At 70.9% G+C, this 26,446-nt stretch carries 31 protein-coding genes; 15 read left to right on the top strand and 16 right to left on the bottom strand.

Translation table 11 applies throughout. The features are described 5' to 3' along the window. Positions 1–5: 5 nt before the first annotated feature. On the top strand, positions 6–767 hold the full coding sequence (locus AUV07_RS15855; RefSeq protein WP_062637622.1) for an alpha/beta fold hydrolase: 762 nt from the start codon (positions 6–8) through the stop codon (positions 765–767). A gap of 66 nt (positions 768–833) precedes the next feature. On the opposite strand, the gene mnhG is transcribed toward AUV07_RS15855, so the two are convergent. From mnhG to AUV07_RS15885, 6 genes are read right to left on the bottom strand one after another with little or no spacing between them, the layout of a single operon-like run. Then, entirely contained in the window at positions 834–1,223 is a 390-nt protein-coding gene (gene mnhG, locus AUV07_RS15860) for a monovalent cation/H(+) antiporter subunit G (RefSeq protein ID WP_062637624.1), read from the bottom strand. Beyond that, entirely contained in the window at positions 1,220–1,489 is a 270-nt protein-coding gene (locus AUV07_RS15865) for a monovalent cation/H+ antiporter complex subunit F (protein ID WP_025105196.1), read from the bottom strand. Before AUV07_RS15865 ends, mnhG begins: the two co-directional genes overlap by 4 nt. Then, positions 1,486–2,079 (bottom strand): Na+/H+ antiporter subunit E, encoded by a 594-nt coding sequence (locus tag AUV07_RS15870; RefSeq protein ID WP_062637626.1) that lies wholly within the window; start codon positions 2,077–2,079, stop codon positions 1,486–1,488. The genes AUV07_RS15865 and AUV07_RS15870 overlap by 4 nt, the downstream gene beginning before the upstream one ends. After that, positions 2,076–3,629, bottom strand: coding sequence for a Na+/H+ antiporter subunit D (locus tag AUV07_RS15875; RefSeq protein ID WP_062637628.1), 1,554 nt, complete (start codon positions 3,627–3,629; stop codon positions 2,076–2,078). The genes AUV07_RS15870 and AUV07_RS15875 overlap by 4 nt, the downstream gene beginning before the upstream one ends. Then, a complete protein-coding gene (locus AUV07_RS15880; protein ID WP_082803010.1) occupies positions 3,626–4,216 on the bottom strand; it encodes a Na(+)/H(+) antiporter subunit C in 591 nt (196 codons plus the stop codon). Before AUV07_RS15880 ends, AUV07_RS15875 begins: the two co-directional genes overlap by 4 nt. Further along, complete coding sequence (locus AUV07_RS15885) at positions 4,216–7,188, bottom strand: Na+/H+ antiporter subunit A (protein WP_062637630.1); 2,973 nt, start codon at positions 7,186–7,188, stop codon at positions 4,216–4,218. Before AUV07_RS15885 ends, AUV07_RS15880 begins: the two co-directional genes overlap by 1 nt. A gap of 120 nt (positions 7,189–7,308) precedes the next feature. Between AUV07_RS15885 and AUV07_RS15890 the strand changes: the two genes are divergently transcribed. Continuing rightward, positions 7,309–8,811 carry a hypothetical protein gene (locus AUV07_RS15890; RefSeq protein ID WP_062637632.1) on the top strand — a complete coding sequence of 501 codons (1,503 nt, stop codon included), beginning with the start codon at positions 7,309–7,311 and terminating at the stop codon, positions 8,809–8,811. A gap of 13 nt (positions 8,812–8,824) precedes the next feature. Here the strand turns inward: AUV07_RS15890 and AUV07_RS15895 are convergent, their stop codons facing one another. Further along, positions 8,825–9,886: a LacI family DNA-binding transcriptional regulator gene (locus AUV07_RS15895; protein ID WP_062637633.1), complete on the bottom strand. Its 1,062-nt coding sequence runs from the start codon at positions 9,884–9,886 to the stop codon at positions 8,825–8,827. A 60-nt stretch (positions 9,887–9,946) separates the two neighbouring features. On the opposite strand from AUV07_RS15895, the gene AUV07_RS15900 reads away from it, so the two are divergent. Then, positions 9,947–11,185 (top strand): MFS transporter, encoded by a 1,239-nt coding sequence (locus AUV07_RS15900; RefSeq protein WP_062637638.1) that lies wholly within the window; start codon positions 9,947–9,949, stop codon positions 11,183–11,185. Position 11,186: 1 nt separating this feature from the next. Here the strand turns inward: AUV07_RS15900 and AUV07_RS15905 are convergent, their stop codons facing one another. Continuing rightward, a complete protein-coding gene (locus AUV07_RS15905) occupies positions 11,187–11,831 on the bottom strand; it encodes a response regulator (protein ID WP_062637640.1) in 645 nt (214 codons plus the stop codon). Next, positions 11,828–13,024, bottom strand: coding sequence for a sensor histidine kinase (locus AUV07_RS15910; RefSeq protein WP_062637642.1), 1,197 nt, complete (start codon positions 13,022–13,024; stop codon positions 11,828–11,830). The genes AUV07_RS15905 and AUV07_RS15910 overlap by 4 nt, the downstream gene beginning before the upstream one ends. A gap of 115 nt (positions 13,025–13,139) precedes the next feature. On the opposite strand from AUV07_RS15910, the gene AUV07_RS15915 reads away from it, so the two are divergent. After that, positions 13,140–13,991 carry a GAP family protein gene (locus tag AUV07_RS15915; protein ID WP_062637645.1) on the top strand — a complete coding sequence of 284 codons (852 nt, stop codon included), beginning with the start codon at positions 13,140–13,142 and terminating at the stop codon, positions 13,989–13,991. Between the two features lie 35 nt (positions 13,992–14,026). Then, complete coding sequence (gene nucS / locus AUV07_RS15920; protein WP_060923428.1) at positions 14,027–14,722, top strand: endonuclease NucS; 696 nt, start codon at positions 14,027–14,029, stop codon at positions 14,720–14,722. Positions 14,723–14,724: 2 nt separating this feature from the next. Here nucS and AUV07_RS15925 read toward each other — a convergent pair whose 3' ends face one another. Further along, positions 14,725–14,961, bottom strand: a complete 237-nt coding sequence (locus AUV07_RS15925) for a hypothetical protein (protein WP_062637647.1) — start codon at positions 14,959–14,961, stop codon at positions 14,725–14,727. A 144-nt stretch (positions 14,962–15,105) separates the two neighbouring features. Between AUV07_RS15925 and AUV07_RS15930 the strand changes: the two genes are divergently transcribed. Then, the gene (locus AUV07_RS15930; RefSeq protein WP_062637649.1) at positions 15,106–15,771 is read left to right on the top strand and encodes an HAD hydrolase-like protein; all 666 of its coding nucleotides are present in this window, start codon (positions 15,106–15,108) and stop codon (positions 15,769–15,771) included. Positions 15,772–15,863: 92 nt separating this feature from the next. Here the strand turns inward: AUV07_RS15930 and AUV07_RS15935 are convergent, their stop codons facing one another. Further along, entirely contained in the window at positions 15,864–16,070 is a 207-nt protein-coding gene (locus tag AUV07_RS15935) for a cold-shock protein (RefSeq protein WP_017203899.1), read from the bottom strand. Between the two features lie 482 nt (positions 16,071–16,552). On the opposite strand from AUV07_RS15935, the gene AUV07_RS15940 reads away from it, so the two are divergent. Beyond that, positions 16,553–17,374 (top strand): shikimate 5-dehydrogenase, encoded by an 822-nt coding sequence (locus AUV07_RS15940; RefSeq protein ID WP_197462165.1) that lies wholly within the window; start codon positions 16,553–16,555, stop codon positions 17,372–17,374. Between the two features lie 15 nt (positions 17,375–17,389). Here AUV07_RS15940 and AUV07_RS15945 read toward each other — a convergent pair whose 3' ends face one another. Then, positions 17,390–17,827: an SRPBCC family protein gene (locus AUV07_RS15945; protein WP_062637654.1), complete on the bottom strand. Its 438-nt coding sequence runs from the start codon at positions 17,825–17,827 to the stop codon at positions 17,390–17,392. A gap of 148 nt (positions 17,828–17,975) precedes the next feature. On the opposite strand from AUV07_RS15945, the gene AUV07_RS15950 reads away from it, so the two are divergent. The 4 genes from AUV07_RS15950 (at position 17,976) to AUV07_RS15965 (ending at position 21,885) form a co-directional block, all read left to right on the top strand. Beyond that, the gene (locus tag AUV07_RS15950) at positions 17,976–19,304 is read left to right on the top strand and encodes a cytochrome P450 (protein ID WP_062637656.1); all 1,329 of its coding nucleotides are present in this window, start codon (positions 17,976–17,978) and stop codon (positions 19,302–19,304) included. A gap of 104 nt (positions 19,305–19,408) precedes the next feature. Next, positions 19,409–20,593 (top strand): zinc-dependent alcohol dehydrogenase, encoded by a 1,185-nt coding sequence (locus AUV07_RS15955; RefSeq protein WP_062638014.1) that lies wholly within the window; start codon positions 19,409–19,411, stop codon positions 20,591–20,593. 69 nt (positions 20,594–20,662) lie between these two features. After that, positions 20,663–20,908: a hypothetical protein gene (locus tag AUV07_RS15960; protein ID WP_062637658.1), complete on the top strand. Its 246-nt coding sequence runs from the start codon at positions 20,663–20,665 to the stop codon at positions 20,906–20,908. Next, positions 20,905–21,885, top strand: a complete 981-nt coding sequence (locus AUV07_RS15965; protein WP_062637659.1) for an SRPBCC family protein — start codon at positions 20,905–20,907, stop codon at positions 21,883–21,885. Before AUV07_RS15960 ends, AUV07_RS15965 begins: the two co-directional genes overlap by 4 nt. Before the next feature lie 8 nt (positions 21,886–21,893). On the opposite strand, the gene AUV07_RS15970 is transcribed toward AUV07_RS15965, so the two are convergent. Both AUV07_RS15970 and AUV07_RS18160 read right to left on the bottom strand, forming a co-directional pair. Then, on the bottom strand, positions 21,894–22,205 hold the full coding sequence (locus AUV07_RS15970; protein ID WP_062637661.1) for a hypothetical protein: 312 nt from the start codon (positions 22,203–22,205) through the stop codon (positions 21,894–21,896). Between the two features lie 137 nt (positions 22,206–22,342). Further along, positions 22,343–22,477, bottom strand: coding sequence for a hypothetical protein (locus AUV07_RS18160; RefSeq protein WP_255218720.1), 135 nt, complete (start codon positions 22,475–22,477; stop codon positions 22,343–22,345). A gap of 350 nt (positions 22,478–22,827) precedes the next feature. On the opposite strand from AUV07_RS18160, the gene AUV07_RS15975 reads away from it, so the two are divergent. Genes AUV07_RS15975 through AUV07_RS15990 form a run of 4 tightly spaced genes read left to right on the top strand, consistent with a single transcriptional unit; the run spans position 22,828 to position 24,706 of the window. Further along, complete coding sequence (locus AUV07_RS15975; protein ID WP_062637663.1) at positions 22,828–23,094, top strand: hypothetical protein; 267 nt, start codon at positions 22,828–22,830, stop codon at positions 23,092–23,094. Beyond that, entirely contained in the window at positions 23,091–23,405 is a 315-nt protein-coding gene (locus tag AUV07_RS15980) for a hypothetical protein (RefSeq protein WP_062637665.1), read from the top strand. Before AUV07_RS15975 ends, AUV07_RS15980 begins: the two co-directional genes overlap by 4 nt. 27 nt (positions 23,406–23,432) lie before the next feature. Then, positions 23,433–23,906 (top strand): MarR family winged helix-turn-helix transcriptional regulator, encoded by a 474-nt coding sequence (locus AUV07_RS15985; protein ID WP_062637668.1) that lies wholly within the window; start codon positions 23,433–23,435, stop codon positions 23,904–23,906. Then, on the top strand, positions 23,903–24,706 hold the full coding sequence (locus AUV07_RS15990; protein ID WP_062637670.1) for an SDR family oxidoreductase: 804 nt from the start codon (positions 23,903–23,905) through the stop codon (positions 24,704–24,706). The genes AUV07_RS15985 and AUV07_RS15990 overlap by 4 nt, the downstream gene beginning before the upstream one ends. 10 nt (positions 24,707–24,716) lie before the next feature. Here the strand turns inward: AUV07_RS15990 and AUV07_RS15995 are convergent, their stop codons facing one another. Both AUV07_RS15995 and AUV07_RS16000 read right to left on the bottom strand, forming a co-directional pair. Next, on the bottom strand, positions 24,717–25,322 hold the full coding sequence (locus tag AUV07_RS15995) for a hypothetical protein (protein WP_062637672.1): 606 nt from the start codon (positions 25,320–25,322) through the stop codon (positions 24,717–24,719). After that, the coding region (locus AUV07_RS16000; RefSeq protein WP_231868295.1) for a cytochrome b at positions 25,300–26,446 on the bottom strand (1,147 nt) is incomplete at its 5' end. The genes AUV07_RS15995 and AUV07_RS16000, both read right to left, overlap by 23 nt.

The following is a 26,446-nucleotide window of genomic DNA, read 5'->3' on the forward strand; positions in this document are numbered from 1 at the left end:
GTCGGGTGCCCACCAGCTACCTCGCCCCGAAGGGGACGCCGGCCACCCTCCTCGAGTTCGAGCACGGAGGAGCGACCCTCATCGCCGAGACCTTCGGCGACGGGCCGCCCACCTTCCTTCTGCTCCACGGCATCGGCATGGGGCGCAGCGTCTACCTCGACCTCACCCAGCGGCTGCAGGGGCGGGTGATCGCGCTCGACCTCCCCGGCTTCGGCGAGGCCCCGGAGCCCACACGGACGCTGACGATGCAGCGGCACGCCGACCTCGTGGCCGCCTACCTCCGGCACGTCGACGCCGACCCCGTCGTGGTGATCGGGCACTCCATGGGCAGTCAGATCGCCGCGGAGCTCGCCGCCCGGCATCCGTCCCTCGTGGCCGGAGTCGTGCTGGCGGGTCCGACCGTCGACAAGGCCGAACGGAACATCGGCGCCCAGGCCCGCTACCTCCTTCAGGACCTCCTGGGCGAGCGCCCCCTCGTGATCTGGCGCGGTGCCCGCGAGTACCTCCGCGGCGGCCCGCACCTGATCCGCAAGATGCGGGCGACCATCGTGCATCAGCCGGAGAAGGCGTTCGTGCGCATCGCCTGCCCGGTGCTGGTGCTGCGCGGCGAGGACGACCCGCTGGCCCCGATGAGCTGGTGCCAGGACATCCTCGATGCCATCCCGGGGGCGGAGCTCGCCGTCATCCCGGACCACGGACACGGCACCCTCATCAGCGACTCCGAGCCGGCCGCCCGCCTCATCGAGGCCTTCGCCGCCCGCACCTAGCCCTTCGAATCGCTCACTGTGCGGCATCTGCGGCCGAAATGGAGCACAGTGCGCGACTCGAAGCGGTCAGCCGGCGGCGGGAGGGGTCTGCTTCGACTCGGCGAGCTCGTCGACGACGACACCCCGCTGCTCGATCGTGCCGTTACGGTAGGCCTGCCGGCCCACCATGTGCGCGGACAGGGGCGCAGTCGCGAACTGCATGAGCACCACGGGTGCCACGAGCACGAGGCCGAACAGCACACCGCCGACGGACCGCTGCGACAGCGCGATCGCCACGCAGATCAGCAGCAGCCCGAGCACCTGCGGCTTCGTCGCGGCGTGCAGTCGCGTGGGCACGTCGCGGAAGTGCAGGAGCCCCACGGAGGCGGAGAGGCAGAGGATCGCCCCGAGCAGGATGAGCACGAGCACCGCCACGTCGACGACGGCATCAGGGATCATCAGACCGAACACGTTCATGGTGTCGTGTTGTCCCTTCTCGCGACGAACCGGGCGACCGCGATCGATCCGAACACACCGACCGCCGCGATGATGAGGAGCACGGGGATGTTGCGGGTGTGGCCGTTGATGGCCATCTCGGCGCCGAGCACGCACATGACCTCGGTCAGCAGCACGTCGGCGGCGACGGCACGGTCGAGGATCGACGGACCGCGCACGATGCGGATGACGGCGAGGATCGCGGCCACGCCGAACACGGCGAGGATGATGAGGAGCAGGGTGTTCATCGGGCACCGCCGATCGTCGCGGGGTCGATGCGGCCGGCACGTTCGTCGGCCTTGAGCGCGCGGTACTGGGTCGGATTGCCGAGCGCCCGGACGATGCGCTTCTCCCAGCCGAGCACGCCCTGCCGCTGCTTCTCGACGTCCTCCCGGCTGCGCACGCCGATCACGTGCAGATAGAGGATCCCGCGGTCGCGGTCGGCCTCGACTACCAGGGAACCCGGGATGAGCGACGACACCACGGCGACGTGCGTCATGACGAGGTCGTCGGCATAGCGGAGCGGCACCGCGATGATGGCGGTGCCGGGCTGCCGGCGGAAGTCGAACACCTGCACGGTCACCGAGAGCGCGCCACGGAGGATCGCGAAGAGGAACTGCACGACGAACAGCGCGCCGTACCAGAGGTTAATGCGCCCGGAGAGCTCGACCGTGGGCAGACGGAACACCCGCGTCACGAAGATCGCCACCACGAGTCCCGTGAGGAAGGAGAGCACCGTGAACTGGGCCCACAGCAGCATCCACAGCACGATCAGCCAGGCGAGGAACGGCAGCTGCATGCCGATGTCCCGCCAGACGCTCTTGGTCTCGGGGCTCATCCCTCCACCTCGTCTTCCAGCTGGACGAGGTTGACCGGCTGCAGCAGGCCCGCCCCGATACGGTCGCACAGAGCGTACAGCGGTCCGGCGAAGATCGTCAGGGCCACCGTCACGGTGACCATCCCGGCGGTGGCCACGGTCATGATCTTGGGGATGTGCCGGCGCTCCTGCTGCTCATCCGCGGCGGGGGCTCCGGTGAGGTACGAGATGCGCCCCTCGGTCTCGGTCGAGTCCTCCTCCTCGCGCCAGAACGCGAGGTTCCAGGCCCTCATAAGCGCGTAGAGGGTGAGCAGCGACGTGATGATGCCGCCGAAGATGAGCACGATCATGAGCGGCGTGCCCACGGACGCGGCTGCTTCGAACAGGGCGAACTTGCCGATGAACCCGGAGAACGGCGGCAGACCACCGAGGTTGATCGCCGGGATGAAGTACAGCAGGGCGATCACGGGCGCGATCTTGAGCAGACCCTTGACCCGGAGGATGGAGGTGCTGCCGGCCCGACGCTCGATGAGTCCCACCGCGAGGAACAGGGTGGTCTGCACGACGATGTGGTGGACGATGTAGTACACGGTCGCGCCGATCGCCGCCGGGGTCGCGATCGCGAGACCGAAGATCATGTAGCCGACGTGGCTGACGAGCGTGAACGACAGGATCCGCTTGAGCTCGGCCTGCGCGACGGCGCCGAGGACCCCGACGATCATCGTCGCCAACGCGATGATGAGCAGCAGCGTGTCGATGCTGTTCGAGGCGAAGAGCTGCGTCTCGGTGCGGATCAGCGCGTACACGCCGACCTTGGTCAGCAGGCCGGCGAACACGGCCGTGACGGGCGCGGGAGCGGTCGGATAGGAGTCGGGCAGCCAGAACGACACGGGGAAGATCGCGGCCTTGATCCCGAAGGCGACCACGAGCATGAGGTGCAGCACGAGCTGCGTGTCCTGCGGCAGCTCCGACATCCGCTCGGCGATCTGCGCCATGTTGACCGTGCCGAGTGCGCCGTAGATCATCGCGATCGACGCGAGGAACAGGATCGACGACACGAGCGAGACGACGATGTAGACGGCGCCGGTGCGGATGCGCGACTCCGTGCTGCCCAGGGTGATGAGCACGTACGAGGCCACGAGGAGGATCTCGAACCCGACGTACAGGTTGAACAGGTCACCGGCGATGAAGGCGTTGAAGATGCCGGCGGCGAGGATCAGGTACGAGGGGTTGAAGATCGAGATCGGGGTCTCGTCCGCCCCGTCGGCCACACCCTGACCGATGGAGAAGAGGAGGACCGCGAGCAGCACCACGCTGGAGACGAGCACCAGGAGCGCGGCGAGACGGTCGACGTAGAGGACGATGCCGAATGGCACCGGCCACCCGCCCACGGATACCGCGAGCGGGGAGCCCGCGTCGACGACGACGAGTAGCACCGCCGCGATGACGGACACGACCGCGAGCGTGGCGACGGTGACGAACACCTGCAGGCGCGCGTTGCGACCGAAGACGAGGGTGATGGCCGCCCCGAGGAGCGGCAGGGCGACGAGGAGCGGGACGAGCGTGGTCATGGCCTGCCCTCCCCGTCTGTCGTGTCGTCGTCCCGGTCTGCAGCGCCGTCGGCGGCACCGTCGGGTTCGGGCTCCGGCTCGGCGACGAAGGGCGCGTCGTACGGCGCGTCATCGTGGATCGCCGGGTTGTCGCGCATGTGCAGGACGGTGATCGGCGCGGTCTGCACGCCCACGAAGTCGGTCGTGGCGTCGTCGTCGTCCGTATCCGACTCGTCGTCCATGAGGTCTTCGTCTTCGTCGGTGCGCTCGCGCAGCGCGATGTCGGCCTCGTCGTCCTCGACCGTGTCCGCCTGGCCGAGCTGCCACGACCGGTAGATGAGCGCGAGCAGGAAGGCCGACACCGCGAACGTGATGACGATGGCGGTGAGCGTCAGGGCCTGCGGCAGCGGGTCGCTCAGATCGCCGTCGGTACCGAAGAACGGCGCGTTGCCCGGCACGCCCATGACGATGAGCAGCAGCAGGTTCGTCGCATTGCCGAGCAGGAGGAAGCCGATGAGGACGCGGGTGAGGCTGCGCTCCAGCATCGCGTACACGCCGCAGGCGAAGAGCACGGCCATGATCGCGATGAGGGCCAGCGAGACGTCCATCAGCCGTTCCCCCCGGTCCGCGAGGAGAAGTCGACGGCGGTGCTCTCGCCGGGGCGGAGCGCCGCCTGCCGGTCGACCTCCGCACCGAGGCTGCGGAGCACGTCGAGCACGAGCCCGATCACGACGAGGTAGACGCCGATGTCGAAGATGGTCGAGGTCACGAACTCCATGTGTCCGATGCCGGGGATCTCCCACTCCCAGAAGGTGCTGGTGAGCGGCGCGAGGCCGAAGAACAGCGGCACCACCGCGGTGCCCACGGCGAGGATCAGACCCGTGCCGAGGAGGCGACCGGCATCGGTCGGCGCCGCAGCGCCCAGCTCCCAGCGCCCTCCCGCGATGTAGCGCATGACGAGCGCCATGCCGGCGACGAGCCCGCCCGCGAAGCCGCCGCCGGGGAGGTTGTGCCCGGCGAAGAGCAGGAAGATCGACACGACGATGATCGTGTGGAACAGGATGCGGACGATGACCTCGAGCAGGATCGACCGGTTCTCGGGCTTCATCTTCTGGCCGCCGACGAGCCAGGCCCGCGGTGCCGAGCGGTTCTCCGCGGTCTGGAAGCGCACACCGTCCCGGGTCTCCACGAGCGGCCGGCTGCGCGCGGACTTCCGCAGCGAGCGGGGCAGGGTCTTGGTGGCGGCGAGGAGGTCGGCGCGGTGCGTGACGAACACGAGCGAGGCGACACCGGTCGCGGCGAGCACGAGCACGGAAAGCTCGCCCATCGTGTCCCAGCCGCGGAGGTCGACGAGCGCCACGTTCACGACGTTCTTGCCGTGGCCGATCTCGTACGCGATCTCCGGGAAGATCGCCGAGATCGGGTCGGCCACGCGGGACTGGGTCGCGACGACGGCCACGAACGCCATGGTGAGGCCGACGCCGATGCCGAGGAGAGCGCGCGGGATGCGGCTCACGGAGGCGTTGTGCTCGCCCATGCGCGCCGGCAGTCGGCGCAGGACGAGCGCGAAGGTCACCATCGTCACCGTCTCGACGAGGATCTGGGTGAGCGCGAGATCCGGTGCGCCGCTGGTGGCGAAGAGGACGACCATGCCCAGGCCGGTGACCGAGGCGAGCACGACGCCGGTGTAGCGCTTGCGCGCACGCACCGCCACGACGCCGGCGACGGCCATGATCGGCGCGACGGCGAGCTGGGCCGGCGTGTGCCACAGCGAGAGCTGATAGCGGTCGATGTCGCTCGCCACGAGCGCGGTGACCTCGGCGGCGACGAAGACGACGAAGATCGTCCCCACGTAGACGGGCAGCGAGCCCCGCTGGGTGAGCGTCGTGCTCAGCACCGAGAGCCGGTCGATGCCGCGCATCACCACGTAATAGGCGTCGGCGGCCGTGAACGGCAGCAGGCGGGGGCGGCGGTCCCACCCGGTCCGGCGCGTGAGCAGGAAGAGCCCGATGCCGAGCAGGATCGACAGGATCGAGATGCCGAGTGCGGGCTCGAGGCCGTGCCAGAGGGCGAGGTGACCAGGTCCCTCGACGGCTGCGCCTTCGTGGTCGAGTCCCGGCGTCGCGGTCAGCGCATACGGCTGGAGGGCGACGTCGAGCGCGGGGGCGCCGATACCCGCGGCGAGCGTCACTCCGGCGAGGATGATCGGCGCGGAGAGAAAGCCCACCGGGGGGTCGGGCCAGACCGTGTCCGGCTGCCGCTGTCCGTCGGCATCGCGCTTGGTCCAGAACGCCCCCCAGAGGAAGCGGACGCCATATGCCGCAGTGAGCATGGACCCGAGAGCGACGCCGATCAGGGCGACGAGGCCCCACGCCGACCCGCCCTGCGCATCGTCCAGCAGCGCCGTGAGCGTCGACTCCTTCGCCACGAACCCGATGGTCGGTGCCACCCCGGCCATCGACGCCACGGCGATGAACGCGGCCGTAGCCATGACCGGTGCCTGGCGGCCGACGCCGGAGAGCTCGGTCACGTCACGGGTGGACAGCTGCCGGTCGATGACGCCGACGATCAGGAACAGCGCCGACTTGAACAGCGCGTGCCCGATCACGAGGGCGATGCCGGCGAGGGCGGCCGCCTGCGTGCCGTAGCCGACGACGACCGCGAAGAAGCCGAGCTGGCTCACCGTGCCGAACGCGAGCACCCGCTTGAGGTCGGTCTCCCGCAGCGCCTGGATGCCGCCGAGGAGCATGGTGAGGATGCCGAGCGTGAGCACGATCGGCCGCCACGTGGGACTGAACGCGAAGATGGGTGCGAAGCGGGCGATGAGGTAGATGCCGGCCTTCACCATGGCCGCGGCATGCAGGTAGGCGCTGACCGGAGTCGGGGCCGCCATCGCGCCGGGGAGCCAGAAGTGGAAGGGGAACAGCGCCGACTTGCTGATGGCGCCGATCAGGAGCATGACGATCGCCGCATCGACGATCGGGCCGGTCGGCGCGATGGCGAGGATCTCCCGGATGCTCGACGTCCCGGTGTCGACGACGAGCAGCACGACGCCGACGAACATCACCAGTCCGCCCAGCGTGGTCACGAGGAGGGCCTGCAGCGCGGCGCGTCGGCTGGCGGCGCGGCGACGGTAGTGACCGATGAGGAGGTAGGAGAGGATGCTCGTGGCCTCCCAGAACATCACGAGCATCACGAGGTCGTCGGTGAGGACCAGACCGTACATCGCCCCCGCGAACGCGAGGAGGACGCCCGCGAACTGCCCGATGCCGGCGGCCTCGTCGTGGAAGTACCAGCGGCAGTAGAGGAGCACGAGCGCGCCGACGCCCGTGACGATGAGCGTGAGGACCCACCCGAGGACGTCCATGTTCATGGACAGGTTCAGTCCGAGCTGCGGGATCCACGGCACGGAGACGAACGGCACGGGGCCGTCGAGCACGTGCGGGGTGAGCACGAGCGCGTGCACGAACGCGGCGGCCGGGACGAGGGCGGCGACGGCGAAAGCCTGAGCTCCCAGCCAGCGCACCAGAACGGGCATCAAGAGCGACCCGAGGAGGAACACTGCGAGGAGCATCAGCATATACGCGGCTCCTCGGGGCTCGTCGGCCATGCGGCTCAGGCGGGCGGTGTCCGTCCAGTTTACCGGGCCGAGGCGCCTGTCGGCCCCGCGAGCTTCGAGATCGCGTGTCAGAGTGGTCGCATGCGGCGGGTCTGGGGGCGCGAGCTGGCGGGGTGGGCGGCCGCGCTGGCGTTGGCGCTCCTCGCGGTCGGACACCTCGCCTCCTCACCGCGCTCGGCCCTGATGTTCGACGACGGGGACTCGCTGATCGTGGCCCTCGTCGGCCGATCGATCCTGGATGGGGGCGGGGGCGACTGGGCGCTGTCCAGCGTGCTCTTCCTTCCCGAGATCGCGGTGTTCACGGCCCTCGATGCCGTGCTGCCGTTCGACGTGGACGGCGTGCTGGCGGTCAACGCGGTCGTGAACGTGCTCACGCTCTACGGGGCGATCCGGCTCGTCGCCGGGCGGCGCGTCGAGGGACGCACACCGGTCGCCTGGTCGGTCGCCGCCCTCGGCGTGTTCTGTCTCCTCATCGCCATGGAGTCCTCGCCGTCGCGAGACGCGCTCGAGCTCGCGTCGCTGATGCTGACGACGACGTACTACTCCGCGACCGTCGTCGCCGTCGTCCTCGCCGTCGGCCTGTGTCGGCGGTTCCTCGATCGCCCCCGCAAGGGTGCGGCACTGCCCGTGTCTCTGGGGATGGTCGCGGCAGTGGCGACCCTCAGCAATCCGCTGTTCGGGGCCTGGGCCACGGTGCCCCTCTCCCTCGTCCTGGGCGGCCTCTGTCTCACCACTCTCGCGGTCCGGCGCCGGGGTCTCGCGCTGATCGCCGCGCTGGTCGGGGGCAGCATCCTCGGTTTCCTCGGTCGCATTCCCTTCTCGGCATGGATTGCGAACTCCGGCGCCGGCTACATCCAGCCCGCGGAATGGATCCACTCCGCCGCGTACTACGCCGACCTCGCGATCGACCGGCTGTCGTCGCCCGGCGGGGTGTTCGGCACGGTCGCCGTGCTGGCGCTGACGCTGCTCGCGGTCGTGCGGACGGCCCACGCGTCGGACGCCGGTGACCGCCTGGTGGCCACGGCCGCCTGGGCACTCCCGCTCGTCGTGCTGATCGGCGGCATCGCGGCGGGAACCCACGCGGCGCGGTACCTGCAGCCGCTCGTCTTCGCCCCGGTCCTCGCCCTCCTCGCCCTGCCACGCGTCCGGATGCCGCGAGCCACGCTGGCGCGGGTCGTCCCCGCCGTCGTCGCCGTCGTCCTCCTCGTCGTTGGCGCCGCGTCCGTACCCCGCATCGTGCAGGCGGCGAGCGCTCCCGACCCCGACCTCGCGTGCGTGACGGACTGGGTGGACTCGTCGGGGCGCACCGGTGCCGGACAGTTCTGGACCGTCCGGCTGCCGAAGCTGCACGCGGCCGACCCGACCCGGCTCGTGCAGGTCGATCATGAGCTCCGCGGCTATGCGTGGCTCGTGGACCGCCGCGAATTCGCGGCGGGGGAGGTGTCGTTCCTCATCGAGGACGCGCAGACGGTGGCGTGGAACCTGCCGACCGCCGCAGCCCCGACAGCCGTCATCGCGTGCGGGCGATACCGCATCCTCGACTACGCCCCGGCGACGCTTCCCCTCGGACCCGCCCGCTCCTGACCGGTGCGCGCGATCAGCGCGACGGAGGCGGCGCGGTCGTGGTGCCGGCGCGGAACACGCAGTGCAGGTCCTGAGTGACGCCGGGCTCCCCGCGGAGCATCCTGGCGACCTGCTCCCCCGCAGCCCTCCCCTTCTCGACCGCCGGCTGCACGCTCGTGGTGAGGGTGAGATCGCCGAGACCGTCGAGGGGGATGCCGTCGAACCCCGCGACCGAGAGGTCTTCGGGAACGCGGAGTCCGAGCTCCTCCGCGGCGCGGATCACACCCACCGCCAGCAGGTCGCTCTGCGCGAGCACGGCGGTCGGGCGGGTGTCGGGATCGGCGAGCAGCATCCGCCCGACGAGGATGCCCTCGTCGATGAGGCTGCCCGAGGCCGAGATCGCCGGTGCGTCGGGGAAGACCTCCCGCATGCCGGCCAGGCGGTCGACCGTCACGTCGACGGTGGCGTGGGCCAGACGCTCCGGCGTGATGAGGGTGCGCTCGCGCTCGGCGTCGAGCGAGAGCGTGACGAGCGCGACGTCCCGGTGGCCGAGGTCGCGCACGTGCCGGGCGATCTCGGCGGAGGCGGCGACGTTGTCCAGGGTGATGCGCGGGACGTCGAGACCCGCGTCCCCCTCGATGACGACGACGGGGAGACCGCGTCCGCGCACGATCTCGAGGGACGCGCGGGTGCGCCCCGAGCAGCCGATGAGCACCACCGCGTCGACGGGGGCGCTCGCGATGGCCGAGCCGTCCTCGCCCGGTTCGTCGCGCATGAGGAGGATCCCGGCGCTCAGGTCGGCCAGGCCGTCGGTGAGGCCGTCCATCATGGCGGTCGTCACGGGGTCGAGGAAGGCGGCGCGCAGATGCCCCTCGAGGACCACCGCCACGATGCCGCTGCGTCCGCGACGGAGGGAGGCGGCGCGCGGGTCGGGCCCCGTGTAGCCGAGGTCGGTCGCGGCGGCCAGCACCCTGTCACGGGTGGCGGGTGCGACCTTGGCCTTGCCGCTGAAGACGACGGACGCGGTCGAGGTGGCGACCCCCGCCTCGCGAGCCACATCGGCGATCGTGGGCCGGCGCGGCGTCTCCCTGGTCATACTCCGAGGATAGCCCGGTTCGGTCGCGCAAGGTCGAATCGATTCGATAGGCTGTCCGCCATGGACACCGCCCTTTCCCGTTCGCAGTTCGTGCGCTGGCGCACCGCGATCTTCGCCATCTTCCTCGCCAGCGGCCTCTCGATCGCGACCTGGGCCTCCCGCGTGCCCGGGATCAAGGAGGCGCTCGGCCTCGACAATGCGCAGGTCGGGCTGATCCTCCTGGGCATGGGCGTGGCGTCCATCCTCGGCATCTCGACCAGCCCCGCCGTCATGGCCCGGACCGGGGCACGGCGCGGCATGCTCCTGGCCATGCTCACGTTCGCCACGGGCATCGCGCTCGTCGGCCTCGGCGCGACCGTGTTCGGGTCGGTGCCGGTCGTCCTCATCGGCATGGTGCTCTTCGGCTTCGGCAACGGCTGCGTCGACGTGATGATGAACGTCGAGGCCACCGCCATCGAACAGCAGATGGGCCGCACGATCCTGCCGGTCTTCCACGCGTTCTTCAGCTTCGGCACCGTGCTCGGCGCCGGCATCGGCGCCCTCGCCGCGGCCCTCCAGGTCGACGTCGGCACGCACGCCGTGTCGATGGGCGTCCTCATCGCCGTGATCGCCTTCGTCTGCTTCTTCCAGGTGCCCGTGCGCGAGGCCGCGCTCGACCCCGAGGACCACGAGAAGCCCCCGTTCCGCCAGCGCATGCACACCGCGCTCGAGGCCTGGCGCGAACCGCGCACGTATCTGCTGGGAACCGTCATGCTCGGCATGTCCTTCGCGGAGGGCGGCGCCAACGACTGGATCGCCCTGGGCACCGAGCAGGGACACGGCTTCGCGGAGGGCACCGGCGCCGTCGCCCTGGCGGTCTTCTCCGTGGGCATGACGGTGGTGCGCCTCTTCGGCGGGCCGCTGGTCGACCGCTTCGGCCGGGTGCTGGTGCTGCGCATCCTGGCCGCGACCGCCGCCACCGGAATCCTCCTGTTCATCCTCGCGCCCACGCTGCCGCTGGTCCTCGTCGGCGCGGCGCTGTGGGGCATCGGCGCGTCGCTCGGCTTCCCCCTCGGCATGTCGGCCGCGGCGGACGATCCGGCCAAGGCCGCAGCACGGGTGAGCGCGGCGGCGACCATCGGCTACGTGGCGTTCCTCGGCGGCCCGCCGGTGCTCGGGGTCATCAGCGAGCACATCGGGCTGCTCAACACGCTCTTCATCCTGGTCGCACTCGTGGTGCTCTCGGGGCTGTTCTCCGGCGCCGCCCGACCGCTCCGCGCCGAGGAGAAGGCTCCGGCGGTTCCGACCGTCGAGGGCTGACTCAGTCCTCGACCCCGCGGACGAGCGCGGCCGCGTGCGACCGGCTGCGCGCGCCGAGCTTGGTGAGGACGTTCGAGACGTGCGTCTTCACCGTCGGGACGGAGATCCGCAGGCGCGCGGCGAGCTGGGCGTTCGACCACCCCTGCAGGATCCCGTCGAGGACGTCGCGCTCCCGGGGCGTCAGCTCCGGCAGCGCGAACGTCGTCATCGGCGTGGGCTCCGGAGCGGACGCCGCGACGGCGGCGAGCGCACGGCGCGTGACCCGTGGGTCCAGCGCCCCGTCGCCGGCGGCGACAGCGCGCACCGCCTGCACGAGAGTCGGCGCGTCGACGGTCTTCAGGAGGAATCCGACCGCTCCCGCCCGGATCGCCGCGAGCACGAGCTCGTCCTCGTCGAAGCTCGTCAGGACGAGCACATCCCCCAGACCGCGCTCGACGATCTCGCGGGTGGCCGAGACCCCGTCGCGTCCTGGCATGCGCAGATCCATGAGGACGACATCCGGCCGGAGCGCTGCGGCATTGCGCACGGCCACCTCGCCATCCGCGGCCTCCCCGACGACAGTGATGTCGTGCGTCTCCAGCATGATGCGCAGGCCGGCCCGGATCGCGCCGTGGTCGTCGGCGAGCAGCACGGTCGGTGCGGTCATGCCCGTACCCCCAGCGGCAGTCGCGCCTCGACCAGCCAGCCGTCGGGTTCCGCACCGGCCCGGAACGTCCCGCCCAGCGCGGTGATGCGCTCCCGCAGCATCTGCAGCCCCCACCCCTCGCCGCCCTGCCCGGCGGTGACGGTCGGCGCGCCGCCCCGCGACCGCACCGTAACGCGCGCCTGCTCGTCGACCGGGCCGATGGTCACCTCGACCACGGCACCGTTCGCATGGCGGACACAGTTCCCTAACGCCTCACGTACCACCCGCACGACCGCCTGCTCACCGCCGCCGCCGAGGGCACCCGGGTCCTCGACGGCGAGGCGCACGTCCAAGCCCGAGCGTCGGGCCTCCGCGGCGAGGCCCTCGAGGTCGGCCCATCCCGGGGTCGGCGCGAGCGCCCCGTCGCCGCGGCGCAGCACCCCGATCATGGTGCGCAGGGCTCCGTGCGCGTCCAGCCCGGCATCGCGCACGGCCTGCAGCGCGGCACGGTCGTCCGAGCGGTCCGGCGGAGCAGCGAGTGCCGCCTCGGCTCGGATCGCCATGGCCATCACGTGCCCCGCGACCACGTCGTGCAGTTCGCGCGCCATCGCCTCGCGCTCACGCTGCACGGCCTGCGCCCGGTCTCGAGCGGCGGTCGCTGCGGCGTCCTCCGCCCGCTGACGGTGCAGGTCGGCCAGCTCGTGCGCCTGCGACACCGCCACCGCCCACCAGTAGTCCGTACCGAAGATCGCGCCGAACTGCACCGCGAACAGCACCGCGACCGCGGGAGTCGCCGCCGAGAGCAGCAGCGCGGCGAGGAAGAGGGCGACGGTCGCCACGCCCAGGAGCACGAGCAGCACGCGGCGCCCACGCGGGCCGGCGAGGAAGGCCGCCGTCCACAGCACGTCCAGCAGCACCACGAGCGTCCCGACGCCGCCGACGGTGAGGAGGTCGGCGACGAAGAGCCCGGCGACGAGCGCGAGCACCGTCCACGGATGACGCCGCTTGCCGAGGGCCAGGGCGCAGGCGGGGAATGCGAGGGCCAGGGCCCACCACGGCGAGACGTCCTCCGGTAGAAGGGAGAAGGGTCCCCAGATGCCGTGGAACCCGAGCGCCGCCATGACCGTCGCGAGAGCGGCCATGCCCAGCGGGTCCACCCACCACCGGTGCCGCCGGTACCAGGCGGCGGCACCTCCGTCGGCCGGATCGTGCATGTCCTCATGCAACCACGGCGCGGTCGGCGTCGCATCCGACCAAAGGATGAGGGCATCCGGACGACCCCGACTTTCGCCCGATCCGCGCTCGGCGTGCCGCCGGGATCGTGGACGCATGGAACTCTTCGGCGGGCTGCCGCTGCCCCTCTCCCTCGCCGTGCTCGCGCTCATCGACGGCCTGAGCGTCGGGACGCTGCTCATTCCGGTCTTCCTGCTGCTGCATCCCGGCCGCATACGCGCCGGACGGATCCTCCTCTATCTCGCGACGATCGCCGTGTTCTATCTCGTGGTCGGGCTCCTCTTCCTCTGGGGGCTGGTGAACCTCGTCGACGTCGCCTCCGACTTCCTGAGCTCTCCCGCGGGCATGATCACCCGCCTCGTCGTCGGCGCCGCGCTGCTCGTCACCGCCTTCGTGATGCCGACGAAGCCTGCGGAGGCGGCGCCGGTCGGAGCGCCCGCGGCCACCACCGCGGCGAACGGCCCCGGCGCTCCGGGCAGCGATCCTCTGTCCGGCACGAACGCCCCGGCACCCCCTCCCGTTCCGGCCACCGCTGCCACCACGGGCGCACCGCGTCCCGGTCGGATCGCTCGGTGGCGGGAACGCCTGCTCGACCCGCAGACTCGGGGATTCGCGGTCATGGCCGTCGCCATCGCGGCCGGACTCGTGGAGGTGGCGACGATGCTCCCGTACATCGTGGCGATGACGATGCTCGCGGACGCCGGCGTCGACACGCCGCTCCGGGTGCTCTCCCTCGCCGGGTACTGCGCGCTGATGATCGCCCCGGCGCTCGTGCTCCTCGTGCTGCGACTGGTGGCGGCGCCGCTCGTGCAGCGTCCGCTGGAGCGCTTCGCCGCCTGGATGGAGCGGACGGGCGCGGAGAACACGGCGTGGATCATCGGCATCATCGGCTTCCTCATCGCCCGCTCGGCCGCGACGGAGCTCGGACTCTTCGACGCGCTCCTCTGACCGCGTGACCGGCGACGACGAAGTAGGCTCGTCGGGTGCGTCTCGTCATCGCCCGCTGCTCGGTCGACTACACCGGCCGACTCAACGCCCACCTTCCGCTCGCCACCCGCCTGCTCGTGCACAAGGGGGACGGGAGTCTGCTCGTGCACTCCGACGGCGGCAGCTACAAGCCGCTGAACTGGATGAGCCCGCCGTGTGTGCTCGCGACCGAGGAACCGGGCGAGGAGGAGGCCGGCGCCGGCGTCGTCGAGGTGTGGCGCGTGACCCACAAGAAGACAGGCGACGCCCTCCGCGTGCAGATCTACGAGGTCATCCACGACTCCAGCCACGAACTCGGGATCGACCCCGGACTGCAGAAGGACGGCGTCGAGGCCGACCTGCAGCGGCTGCTCGCGGAGCAGGTCGACCGCGTCGCCGAGGGTGCCACCCTCGTCCGTCGCGAGTACCCCACGGCCATCGGCCCCGTCGATCTGCTGGTGCGCGACGCCGACGGCGTGGCGATCGCGGTCGAGGTCAAGCGCCGCGGCGACATCGACGGCGTCGAGCAGCTCACCCGCTACCTCGAGCTCCTGGGACGCGACCCCCACCTCGCCCCGGTGCAGGGCGTGTTCGCCGCCCAGGAGATCAAGCCCCAGGCCCGCGTCCTCGCCGAGGATCGCGGCATCCGCTGCCTCGTGCTCGACTACGACGACATGAAGGGCATCGAGTCGGGCATCCCCCGCCTCTTCTGACCTCAGCGCGTCGAGACCAGGCGCGGCTGCGGACCCTCCAGCCGCGCGATCGCGATCTTCACCTCCGTGAGCTCGTGCTCGATCCGGTCGAACTTCGCGTCCTGGATCGCGAACCTCGCGTCGATCGCAGCGAACCGCGTGTCCATCCGACCGATCATCCAGCCGAATCCGCTGATGATCGCGACGAGAGTCGTCGCGGCCGTCGCCAGCATCGTGATGACTTCCACCGACACGTACATGCCCCCATTCTCACCCGTGATCCCGCCGCTGTCACGACTCTAGATCGGCGTGAAGGGTGTTCCCGCGTTCGGTGGATGAACCCGTTTCGTGCACACCTGTGCAGGACGGGCGGGCACCCGTTCGCGGGACCCTAGGCTGGAGGCATGCCCTCTTCGCCTTACTCGTGTGTGCTCTGGGACGTCGACGGGACCATCGTCGACGCCTCGGTCGGGATCCTGCGTCGCCTGAACATCGCCCTGACGCACTTCGGCCACCCGGCGCCGACGCGCGAGGAGCTCGTGCACTGGATCGGCCCTCCCATGTTCCAGTCCTTCCAGGACCAGGCCGGGATGACGCCGGAGCAGTCGGCCGAGGCGGTGGCGTTCTACCGCACCCTCGGCAAAGCCGACGGGTACACGACCGACGTGCAGACGTACCCCGGGGTCGCCGAGCTGATCCACGACCTGCACGCGGCGGGCGTCCCTCAGGCGACGGCGAGCTCGAAGCCGGAGAATCAGGTCGACGCCCTGGTGGATCACTTCGGACTCCGGTCGTCGTTCCTCACGACCGTGGGCGCCACGCCGGACGAGGCCACGCTCGCGTCCAAGACGGACATCGTGGCCGAGGCGCTGCGACGGCTGCGCGCGCTCGGTGCCGACACCTCCCGCCCGGTCCTCGTGGGCGACCGGCACCACGACGTCGAGGGCGGTCTCGCCAACGGCGTGCCCGTGATCTTCGTCGGCTGGGGCTTCAGCGACCCGCACGAGGGCGACGACGCGGCGTTCCGCGTCACGACCGTCGACGAGCTGCGCGCACTCCTGCTGCCCTGACCGGCTCCAGGGCCGTCAGGGAAGACGAAACTCCCCGCCGGGTCAGCGCCTGCGCGTGGATCCGACGGGGAGTTCCCGGTGTTCCTTCCGCCTCAGACGGGGCGGATGTTCTCTGCCTGCAGGCCCTTGGGGCCCTGCGCCACATCGAACTCGACCCGCTGGTTCTCTTCGAGAGAGCGGTAGCCGGATGACTGGATGGCGGAGTAGTGCGCGAAGACGTCAGCGCCTCCGTCGTCGGGGGAGATGAAGCCGAAGCCCTTCTCCGAGTTGAACCACTTGACCGTGCCCTGGGTGCTCATGTACTGCCTGTTCTGCTGATGTAGAAGCCGACGCAGGGGTGCACCGACATCGCTAACGCTAGTGGAGGGGACCCCCGGCGGAATAGCCGTTGCGAGAAGGTAATCCAAATGTTGCATGAGCGGACGCGCCCGGAAAATGGTGTGGCCCTCACCGCGGGGGGAGCGATGAGGGCCGAAGACGACCGGAGGGTGCGTCAGAAACAGCCTAACCCCTCCGCGCGCTTCTTGTCCCCCTTTTGGGGGACAAATTTGAAAAATCTTCGTGGCGGCCGGCCCAGGTAGCGGCCCTCTCGAGGAGTTCATTGGGGACTGAACTACTCGAGAGGGCCCAATCGCATGCACGGATCGCCCGGCCCGTGGGGAGGGCCTCCGCCTCCTGGGGAGAGGCGTAGACGATCGATCCCCTTGCATGCACTTTCACCATAGGGGAGGACGCGATCTCCCGCCATGGACCTTGACAGACGCAGGGGTAGCCTGATTCGGTGACCATGCTGAATAAGGACATGACGCTCTGCATCTCGCTGTCCGCACGGCCGAGCAACAACGGCACGCGCTTCCACAACCACCTGTACGAGGCCCTCGATCTGAACTGGATCTACAAGGCGTTCGCGCCGACCGACCTGGCGCAGGCCATCGCGGGGGTGCGCGGCCTCGGCATCCGCGGGTGCGCGATCTCGATGCCCTATAAAGAGGACGTCATCGCGCTCGTCGACCGCATGGACCCCTCGGCACAGGCCATCGACTCCGTCAACACGATCGTGAACGACGACGGCGTGCTCACGGCCCACAACACCGACTATTCGGCGATCGCGCAGCTCATCGCGGAGAACGACCTCGACCCGGCGTCGTCGGCCCTCCTCCGGGGTTCGGGCGGCATGGCGAAGGCGACGGCCGCCGCGTTCCGCGACGCCGGCTTCACGGACGTGACCATCGTCGCCCGGAACGAGACGGCGGGCCGCGCCCTCGCCGAGCTGTACGGGTTCGCCTGGCGCGCGGAGGTCGGAGACGCGAGGGCCGACGTGATCGTGAACGTCACCCCGCTCGGCATGGCCGGAGGTGCGGAGGCCGACACCCTCGCCTTCCCGCAGCCGACCATCGACGCCGCCGCGGTCGTGTTCGACGTCGTCGCGCTGCCCGCCGAGACGCCGCTCATCGCGGCCGGTCGGGCCGCGGGCAAGACCGTGATCTCAGGAGCCGCGGTCGCGACGCGGCAGGCGCTGGAGCAGTTCGTCCTCTACACCGGCATTCGGCCGTCCGCGGAGCAGGTGCGCGCCGCCGAGGAGTTCATGCGCGCCGGAGCCTGACGCGCAGAACCCGCGTCAGGAGGCGCGGCCCTCGGCCAGGTAACCGAGCCGGTGCAGCGTCTCCGCATTCCGCCAGCGGAGCACCGGCGTGGTCAGGAACCGGGGCAGGATCGTCGCCGGGCCCTTGACCGGCTCCTCGTCGATGCGCACCTGGCACCCCGTCGGGGTCGTGCGTGCACGGATCGTCACCTGCGCCTCTCCCACCGGCCAGCCGCGCGCCCGCATGACCGCACGGTGCGGCGGGTGCCACTCCACCAGTTCGGTGGTGTCGTCCAGGAGCGCGGGCCACGTGCCGACCGAATGGTGCAGCTGGGCCCCGGCCGCGGGCCAGGAGTCGTCGACGTCGCGCATGCGGGAGGCGCCGACCACCCACGCGGGGTAGAGCCAGCCGTTCGCCAGCACGCGGAACACGTCATGGGTGGTGCACGTCAGGTCGCGGGTGTTGGTGGCCATGGTTCCTCCGTTCCGACCTCATCCTGCGCGCTCCGGAAGACGGTCGGACAGGTGCTTGACATCCGCAGAGCCGACCGTCCGGCTAGCACAAACGTCTCGAGGATGCTTCCCCCTGGGCCCCGTCGAGATCCCGTGTCAGGGTCGGATCATGCTTCAGCGACTGACTTCCCGACTGTCCGACGGTGTCGACGCGGTCCTGCACGAGGACTCGCCGTCGCTGCTCACCCGCGGCTACGACTTCGGCGAGCGCATCTGGCGCCGAGCGCGCCCCGGCGCCCGGTCGGCCCCGATGCGCCTCCTCGGGCACCCGGCGGCCTTCGTCCGCGGTGCCGAGGGGGTGGAACTGTTCTACGACGAGAGCCGCATCGCCCGTGCCGGCGCCATGCCGGGGATCGTCCGCGAGCCCCTGTTCGGGCACGGGTCCGTGCACGCGCTCGACGGCACCGCCCACCGCCATCGCAAGGCCACCTTCGTCCAAGCCGCGTACGAGGATGCGCAGGTCGAACGGCTCGCACCGTTCCTCGAACGGGAATGGGCTGCCGAGCGCGAGGACTGGCGCGCCGGCGGCACCCGCAGCGCTTACGACGCGGCCGTCGGCGCCTTCGGGCGCGCCATGATGCGCTGGGCCGGACTGCCGGGGACCGCGACGGCGCAGACTCGCTGGGCCGCGCGCCTCGCGCAGATCGTGGACGGGTTCGGTGCCCCCTACTCCCCCGCCTACGTCGAGGCCTTCGCGAACCGGGTCTTCTCGGACCGGCACGCGCGTCGCCTCATCGAAGCCGTCCGCGCCGGCGATCTGACGGCACCGGAGGGCACCGCGCTCGCCCTGTGGGCCGCGCATCGCGACGAGAACGGCGAGCTGCTGCCCGCCCAGGTGGCCGGCGTCGAGCTGCAGAACAGCATCCGTCCGATGATCGCCGCCGCGCGGTTCGTGGCCTTCGCCGCGAAGCAGCTGCACGACCACCCCGAGTGGCGTACCCGGATCGCCGCCGAGACCGCCGAGCGGGGATCGCTCGTGGGTGGAACGCTCGCGACGATGTTCGCGCAGGAGGTGCGGCGGACCGGACTGTTCGTGCCGATGCTGCCTGGTCGCACCATCGCCGAGGTCGAGATCGACGGCGTCACGGTCCCGGAAGGCGGCCGGGTCGTCCTCGACATCCTCGGCACGAACACCGACGAGCGGTCGTGGTCCCACCCGGAGCGCTTCGCCCCCGAGCGGTTCACCGACGTGGACGACTACGAGGAGATCACGACCTTCGTCCCTCAGGGCGGGGGCGACGTCGCCACCGGACACCGCTGCCCCGGGGAGAAGCTCGTCATCGCCGGCCTGTCCGCCGCCATCGCCGTCCTGAGCGACCCCGAGCTGACGGCGCTCGACGAGGGGCTCGCGGTGAACCGTCGTCGTCTTCCCACCAAGCCCTCGTCGGGCGGACGGGTGCGTGCCACCGGTTCCGGGCGCGGCTGCCCGTTCCACTGAGTCCCGGGGATCGCACGTCGTCCACGGCCTGTCAACCGGGTGGCCATGCTGCGCCGCACCCGAGAGCGTGGAGGGACGACGGACATCGAGACGTGGAGGACATGATGAAGGCACTGACCTGGCAGGGCAAGCGGAACGTGACGGTGGAGGAGGTCGCCGACCCGGTGATCCAGCAGCCGGCGGACGCCATTATCCGGATCACCTCGTCGGCCATCTGCGGCTCCGACCTGCACCTCTACGAGCTCCTGGGGCCGTTCCTCGACCGCGGAGACATCCTCGGGCACGAGCCGATGGGCGTCGTGGTGGAGGTCGGCGCGAACGTCACGAAGCTGAAGCCCGGCGACCGGGTGGTGATCCCCTTCACCATCTCGTGCGGCGTGTGCTTCTTCTGCCTCCGGGGGCTGCAGTCGCAGTGCGAGACGACCCAGGTGCGCAAGTACGGCAGCGGCGCGGCGCTCTTCGGCTACACCAAGCTCTACGGCCAGGTCCCCGGGGGGCAGGCGGAGTACCTCCGCGTGCCGCTGGCCGACTACAACCACATCCCGGTCGCGCCGGACCTGCCCGATGAGCGCTACCTCTTCCTCAGCGACATCCTGCCGACGGCGTGGCAGGGCGTGGAGTACGCGCAGCTCCCCGAAGGCGGCACCCTCGCGGTGATGGGCCTCGGACCCGTCGGACAGTTCGTCAGCCGGATCGCCCGCCACCGCGGTCACCGCGTCATCGCGGTCGAACCGGTGGCGGAGCGGCGCGCGATGGCCGAGCGGCACGGCATCGAGACGCTCGACCTCACCGACACGACCGTCGAGGAGATCCGCGATGCCACGGAAGGCCGTGGCACCGACGCCGTGGTGGATGCGGTGGGGCTGGAAGCGCACGGCAACAGCGGAGTGGAGTTCCTGCAGAAAGCGGTCGGCCTGCTGCCCGATCCCGCAGCGCGGCAGATGCTCGACAAGGCCGGGGTCGACCGGCTCGCGGCGGTGTACGCCTCGATCGACGCCGTCCGCCGCGGTGGCACGGTCTCGCTGAGCGGCGTGTACGCGGGCGATGCCGACATCCTGCCGATGAAGACCCTCTTCGACAAGCAGATCAGCCTCCGGATGGGCCAGTGCAACGTGAAGAACTGGATCGACGACCTCCTCCCGCTCGTCGAGGACCCGTCGGATCCCCTGGGCGTGATGGATCTGACGACGCATCACGCGGCGCTGGAGGATGCCCCGGAGCTGTACCGGACGTTCCAGGAGAAGAAGGACGGCTGCATCAAGGTCGTGCTGCACCCCTCCGCCGCCTGACGGGCCCGTCGAGGGACCCGGGAGCAACCCGTGTTGACAGAGCTTCGGCAAGCAACGTAGGTTGACAGCATGGAGTCCCTCGACATCGCCCGCACCGCGGCGGACACGACCGATCCGCGTGCCGGGCTGCGCGCCGTGGCCTCCCTCCGGACTCTCGCCGACGCGCTCGAGCTGCGTCAGGTGGAGGCCGCGCTCCGCGCCGGAATGAGCTGGCAGACCATCGCGGATGCCCTCGGCGTCACGCGGCAGGCCGTGCACAAGAAGCACAGCCGCCGGATCGACCCCACCATCCCGGTGCCGCGGAGGAACGCATGAGCCGGTTCACGCAGGCGGCCGCCACCATGCACACGCTGTCGCTCGCGGCGATGGAGGAGGCGTCGCGCCTCGGCGTGCATGACGCGGACATCGATCATCTGCTGCTCGCGCTCACGCTCGATGCGGACACCGGCGGACAGGTGCTCCGGAGGGCCGGGATCCGCCTCGATACCGCCCGGGCCGCCGTCGAGGCGCAGCACGCGGGGCAGCTCCTCGCCATGGGGATCGATGCCCCGGCGGTGGGTCCGGGGCGCATCGTCTTCCACGAGACCGACGGCTACGACTGGACCGAGCGTGCCCTCGCGGTGCTCAGAGCCGCGTCCCAAGGAGGTCGCCGCGGGGACTCCGCCGCCGTGCTTCGCGCCCTGCTCGCAGAACCCAGCGGCCTGATCGCCGCCATCCTCGGTCGACTCGCCGTGACGGAAGACGACCTCACGGCCCAGCTCGACGAGGTCGAGGGCACCGCGCGCTCCCTACAGCCGGGCCGAAAGGGGGCTGCCGGGGGGATCACCGGGTCTCGGTCGATGTTCGTGCCCGCCGCCGACGCCGAGGTCCGGGCCGTGCTCGCCGACCCGGAACGGCTCCCGGAGTGGGAGCAGAGCGTCGCCAGCGTTCTCCCCGCCGGGAGTGACGGCCCCTGGGAGGCGTTCGCCCCGACCACAGCGCCGGACGGACGGCCCCTGCGCCGCAAGCCCGAACTCCATCGCCTCTGCGTGATGCGGGAGGAGGACGAGTCCGGGGCCGTCACCTGGCGCTTCGAGTACCCCGACGCGCCCCACGCGAATCCGCGCACCCTCACGATGGCACTCGAACCGGCCGCGGGCGGGACGCAGATCCGCGCGACGATGACGTGGGAGACCAGGCCCCGCGGTCCGGTGCGGCGGGTGCTGCGGGCACCACTTATGCCGCTCTGGCGCGGCGTCGTGTTCATCCAGCTCGCGCAGGTCGAGAGCGGGATCAGCCGGCTCTTCCGCTGAGCGTCGGCTCAGTCGTCTTCGTGCCGCGGACCGACACCAGGCTCCCTGCTGTGGGTCGACTCGTAGGCGGGCTGCGGCGGGTTCTTCGACGACGGATCGACGCGGGCCGCGTTTCCGGCCCCGGCGTCCGCACCGGCGCCACCGGCGGGCACGTCCTGCAGGGCGTCGGGGTCGTCGCCGCCCCGTTCGGCGAGGTGTGCGGCGATGCCCTCGCGGGAAGGCTCCGCGTCGGATTCGCCGTCCTTCTCCTCCGCGAGCCGCAGGGCCTCCTCCGACAGCAACGGCTCATCCGGGTACATGAAGGCTTCCGGGTTCGACATGACGCGCTCCTCTCGTAGCGGAGACTCCAGAGTGCGTCGGATCCGTGCTGAGGACAAGGCCCGTTGACAGGTCGTCGTCGCCCCGGTATCCCCGGTGGGCGCGGCGGAGGACCGCCGCCCCCACCGGGCCGGAGTCCTCAGCTCTTCGCGCCCTTGCGAGGCTTGAGGAACTCGTCCGGGGCGTTCTTCGCGCGCTTCGCCGCCCGCTTCTCCTTGAGCGAGAGCTGCGGCGCCTTCTTCCCTGCGCGACCCGGTGTGGACTTTCCTGACATGGCGCTTCCCCTCTGTGACTGGCTGGCGTAACCCCCGACCATACCGGGAAGCACAGGGAAGTCAAATTTCCCGCTGAACGGGAGAAAAACGCACGCGGGAATCGCTCAGGACCGCATCCGGCGTGAGGACGATTCGGCGACTTCTTTTGAATGACTCAAAATAACGTGGTACCGTCGGAGGACAGCAACCGGCTAGGCCGACCGCTCCGCACGCCCCTCACCGGGCCGCCGGCGGAGCGCGCGCCACGCGCACCGACGCGGGGAGACCACCCCGCCGTCTGACGTGCGCCTCGCGAGGGACCCCCGTCCCTCGGCGCGAGCCTGCCATCCGCCCCGAGAGAGGAACACGCATGCCAGAGACACGACCCACTGATCAGCGCAGGACGGGGTTCACCTCGATGCCGCACGCCCTCGGCCGCGGTGGCCGCGAGGACATGGTCTGGGAGGCGCTCGAGCGGGTGGACGGCAAGCCGGCGCCCGCGATCGGCGCCATGCAGGCAGCAATGGGCACGGAGGCGCAGATCCGCCTGACCGCGGACGTGATCCGCGCCTACCTCGATGCGCACGGCCTTCGGGACACCCGGGAGTGGGCGGCACGCCAGGGCGGTGCCGCATGAGGCGCCGGCTCCGCACGGAGACCCAGGAACACGCCGACACCGTCCTCCGCCTGCAGCCGGCCGAGCTCCATGCCATGGCACCGTTCGCCCCCGGGGACGACCGCTTCGTCGCCGAGCTCGCCTCCCCCGGCCTCGGGGCGTGCTCGTTCGTGCTCGGCCCGCAGGGCACGCCTGCGCCCGCGTGGATCGTGCTCGACTACGCCGATGGGCAGCAGCGCCGGTGGCGTCGCGCGCGGCGCGCGGGCGGTCGACACTTCTTCACCCTCGTGGAGGACACGGCCAGCGCGGGGTACATCACGACTGTTGCCTGAGGCAACTTTGAGGCGTACCCTGGACTCATGACCACCGGCGAAGACGTCGCCGGCATCCACCTGGCCCTCGTCCGCGTGGTGTCGGAATGGAGTGAGAGCGACCTGCAACGTCAGGTCGCCGAAGCCGTCGACGTCGCCCTCGACCCCTCCGCCATCCGCGCGCTCTACCTGCTCGGGATGAACGGGGGTGCGATGGGCTTCGGCGACCTGGCCGCGCACGCGACGCTGTCGCGGCCGACCACGTCGAAGCTCGTCGCCCGCATGGCGACGCAGGGCGTCGTCGACCCCGTGCGCTCGGGACGCACGGTCGAGGTGCGCCTGACGGACGCGGGCCGGACGGCCTACGCGCGCCTCGTCGAGGCCGGCCATCGCATGGTCGACGATGCGCTCGCAGGCTGGTCACCGGACGAGATCGACGGATTCCGCCGCCAGCTCGGCCGCTTCGTCACCGCACTGTCCGGCACGCCGCCGGTCGTGTCCATCAAGGAGGAAACCTCATGACCCGCACCTATGTCGTCACCGGATCCGCATCCGGCATCGGCGCCGCCACCACCGACCTGCTCCGCGCTCAGGGCCACACCGTCATCGGCGTCGACCTCGCCGGCGCCGAGGTCGAGGGCGATCTGTCCACCCACGAGGGCCGTCTGACCGCGGCGAGCGCCGCGGTCGAGGCCGCCGACGACGGGATCGACGCCGTCATCGCCTGCGCCGGCATCTCGGCTCCGATCTCGAAGACGATGTCCATCAACTTCTTCGGCGTGACGGAGTTCCTGACCGCGCTGCAGCCCACGCTGAGCCTGGCGGACGCGCCGCGCGCCGCCGTGGTGTCGTCGATGGCCTCGCTGCAGCCGGTGTCACCCGAGCTCGTGGACGCCGCCCTCGCCGGCGACGAGGCGCGCGCGATCGAGATCGGCGACCGTCTGGCCGCGACCCCCGAAGCCGGGTTCCTCAACTACTCGTCCAGCAAGCGCGCCCTGTCGCGCTGGGTCCGTCGTGAGAGCGTCACCCCGGCATGGGCGGGAGCGGGCATCCCGCTGAACGCCGTCGCCCCCGGCACGGTCACCACCGCGATGACCGCAGGCCTGCTCGACTCGCCCGAGGGCCTGGCCATGGTGGACGCCGCCGTGCCGATGCCGCTGAACTACCACCAGCCGGCGTCCTCCATCGCCGAGCTGCTCGTCTGGCTGACCAGCCCGGCAAACACCCACATGGCGGGACAGACCATCTACTGCGACGGCGGAGCCGACGCCGTGCTGCGCGGCGACGACATCTGGTCCTGGAACGACGCCCCACAGGGCTGAGTCCCGCCGGTCAAGCCCGCAGACGCCCCGACGGCGTGCCGCGGAGGAGCGCATACGCCCCGAGGGTGGGAGCCCGCACCGCGCCGTCGTGACGGAGCGGGTACTCCTCCCCCTCCGGCACCGCGAGCAGCACGACGTAGCCGAGCTCCTGCGCCGCAGCCCCCCACCCGTGGGGTACGGCGTTCCCCCGCGCCGCCTCGGTGTGCGCGCCCCGCACCCCCGCGAGGTCGCGCACCCGCAGGCGGTCGTCGCCGTCGAACTCCACGGCCACCCGCCCGAGCGGCGTCAGCGGGCCGTTCACCGGAGGCTCCAGCACCCTCCATCCGCCGGCCCGCAGCCGCCCGGCGTCCCCGCCGCCTGGCGGCAGCCGCAGCAGCAGCCCCGGGGCGGAGCGGCCTCCCTGGGTGAGGAGGACGAACAGGAAGGTCGGCTCCCCCTCCTTCGACCGCTGCGCCCGAGAGGAACGGCGAACAAGGGCGATCCCGCCGACCACGGCGAGCGCACCTCCGGCCGCGGGAACACCGGCGAGGAGGAATGCGACCACCACGACCGCGAGGCCGATGGCCACGCCGACCCCGCTCAGCGCCCGGGGGTCAGCGGCCGTGATCCGACCCATGCGTCCGCCCGTCCCCCTCGATCTCGCCGCCCGGCTCGGAGGCGGGCGACCCGTGCCCGGCATCCACCCGCTCGATCTCGGCCTGCGTGAGCGGGGCGAGACGGTCCTCGAAGAACCAGCGCGACATCGCGGAGCGGAGGTTCTCCGTCCACGGGATGCGGCCCTTGGCGTTCGGGCGGACCACGAGCGGCTCGTAGCCGTCGACGTCGATGAGCTTCCAGCGGTCGTAGACGTCGACCGGCTGGTGCACCTCGACGAACTCGCCGCCGGGCAGGCGGACGATGCGTCCGGACTCGAAGCCGTGCAGGACGATCTCGCGGTCCTTCTTCTGGAGCGCGATGCAGATGCGCTTGGTGACGAAGTAGCCGGCGAGCGGCCCGACGATGAGCAACGCCTGCAAGGAGTGGATGACCCCTTCCATGGTCAGCATGAAGTGCGTGGCGATGAGGTCGGACGAGGCCGCCGCCCACAGGACCGCGTAGAAGATGACGCCGGCGACGCCGATCGCGGTGCGGGTGGCCGCGTTACGCGGACGCTGGGCGATGTGGTGCTCGCGCTTGTCGCCGGTGACCCACGCCTCGATGAACGGGTAGAAGAGCACCGTCAGGATGAAGAGTCCCATCACCGCCACCGGGATGATGATCCCGAACGACCAGGTGCGATCGAACAGCACGATGTCCCAGTTCGGCGGGGCGAGGCGGAGCGCCCCGTCCGCGAACCCGATGTACCAGTCCGGCTGCGTACCGGCCGAGATCGGAGACGGGTCATACGGACCATAGATCCAGAACGGGAGGATCTGGAAGAACGTTCCCAGCACCGCGATCACTCCGAAGACGAGGAAGAAGAACCCGCCCATCTTCGCCGCGTACACCGGCATGATCGGGTATCCGACGACGTTCGCGTTGGTCCGGCCGGGGCCGGCGAACTGGGTGTGCTTGTTCACGATCATCAGGAGCATGTGCACCGCGATGAGCGCGATCACCAGCATCGGCAGGATGAGGATGTGCAGCGTGTACAGCCGGCCGATGATGTCGGTGCCGGGGAACTCGCCGCCGAAGAGGAGGAACGAGGTCCAGGTGCCGATCAGGGGGAGACCCTTGATCATGCCGTCGATGATGCGCAGG

This window comes from Microbacterium sp. CH1 (assembly GCF_001595495.1).
GTDB lineage: Bacteria > Actinomycetota > Actinomycetes > Actinomycetales > Microbacteriaceae > Microbacterium.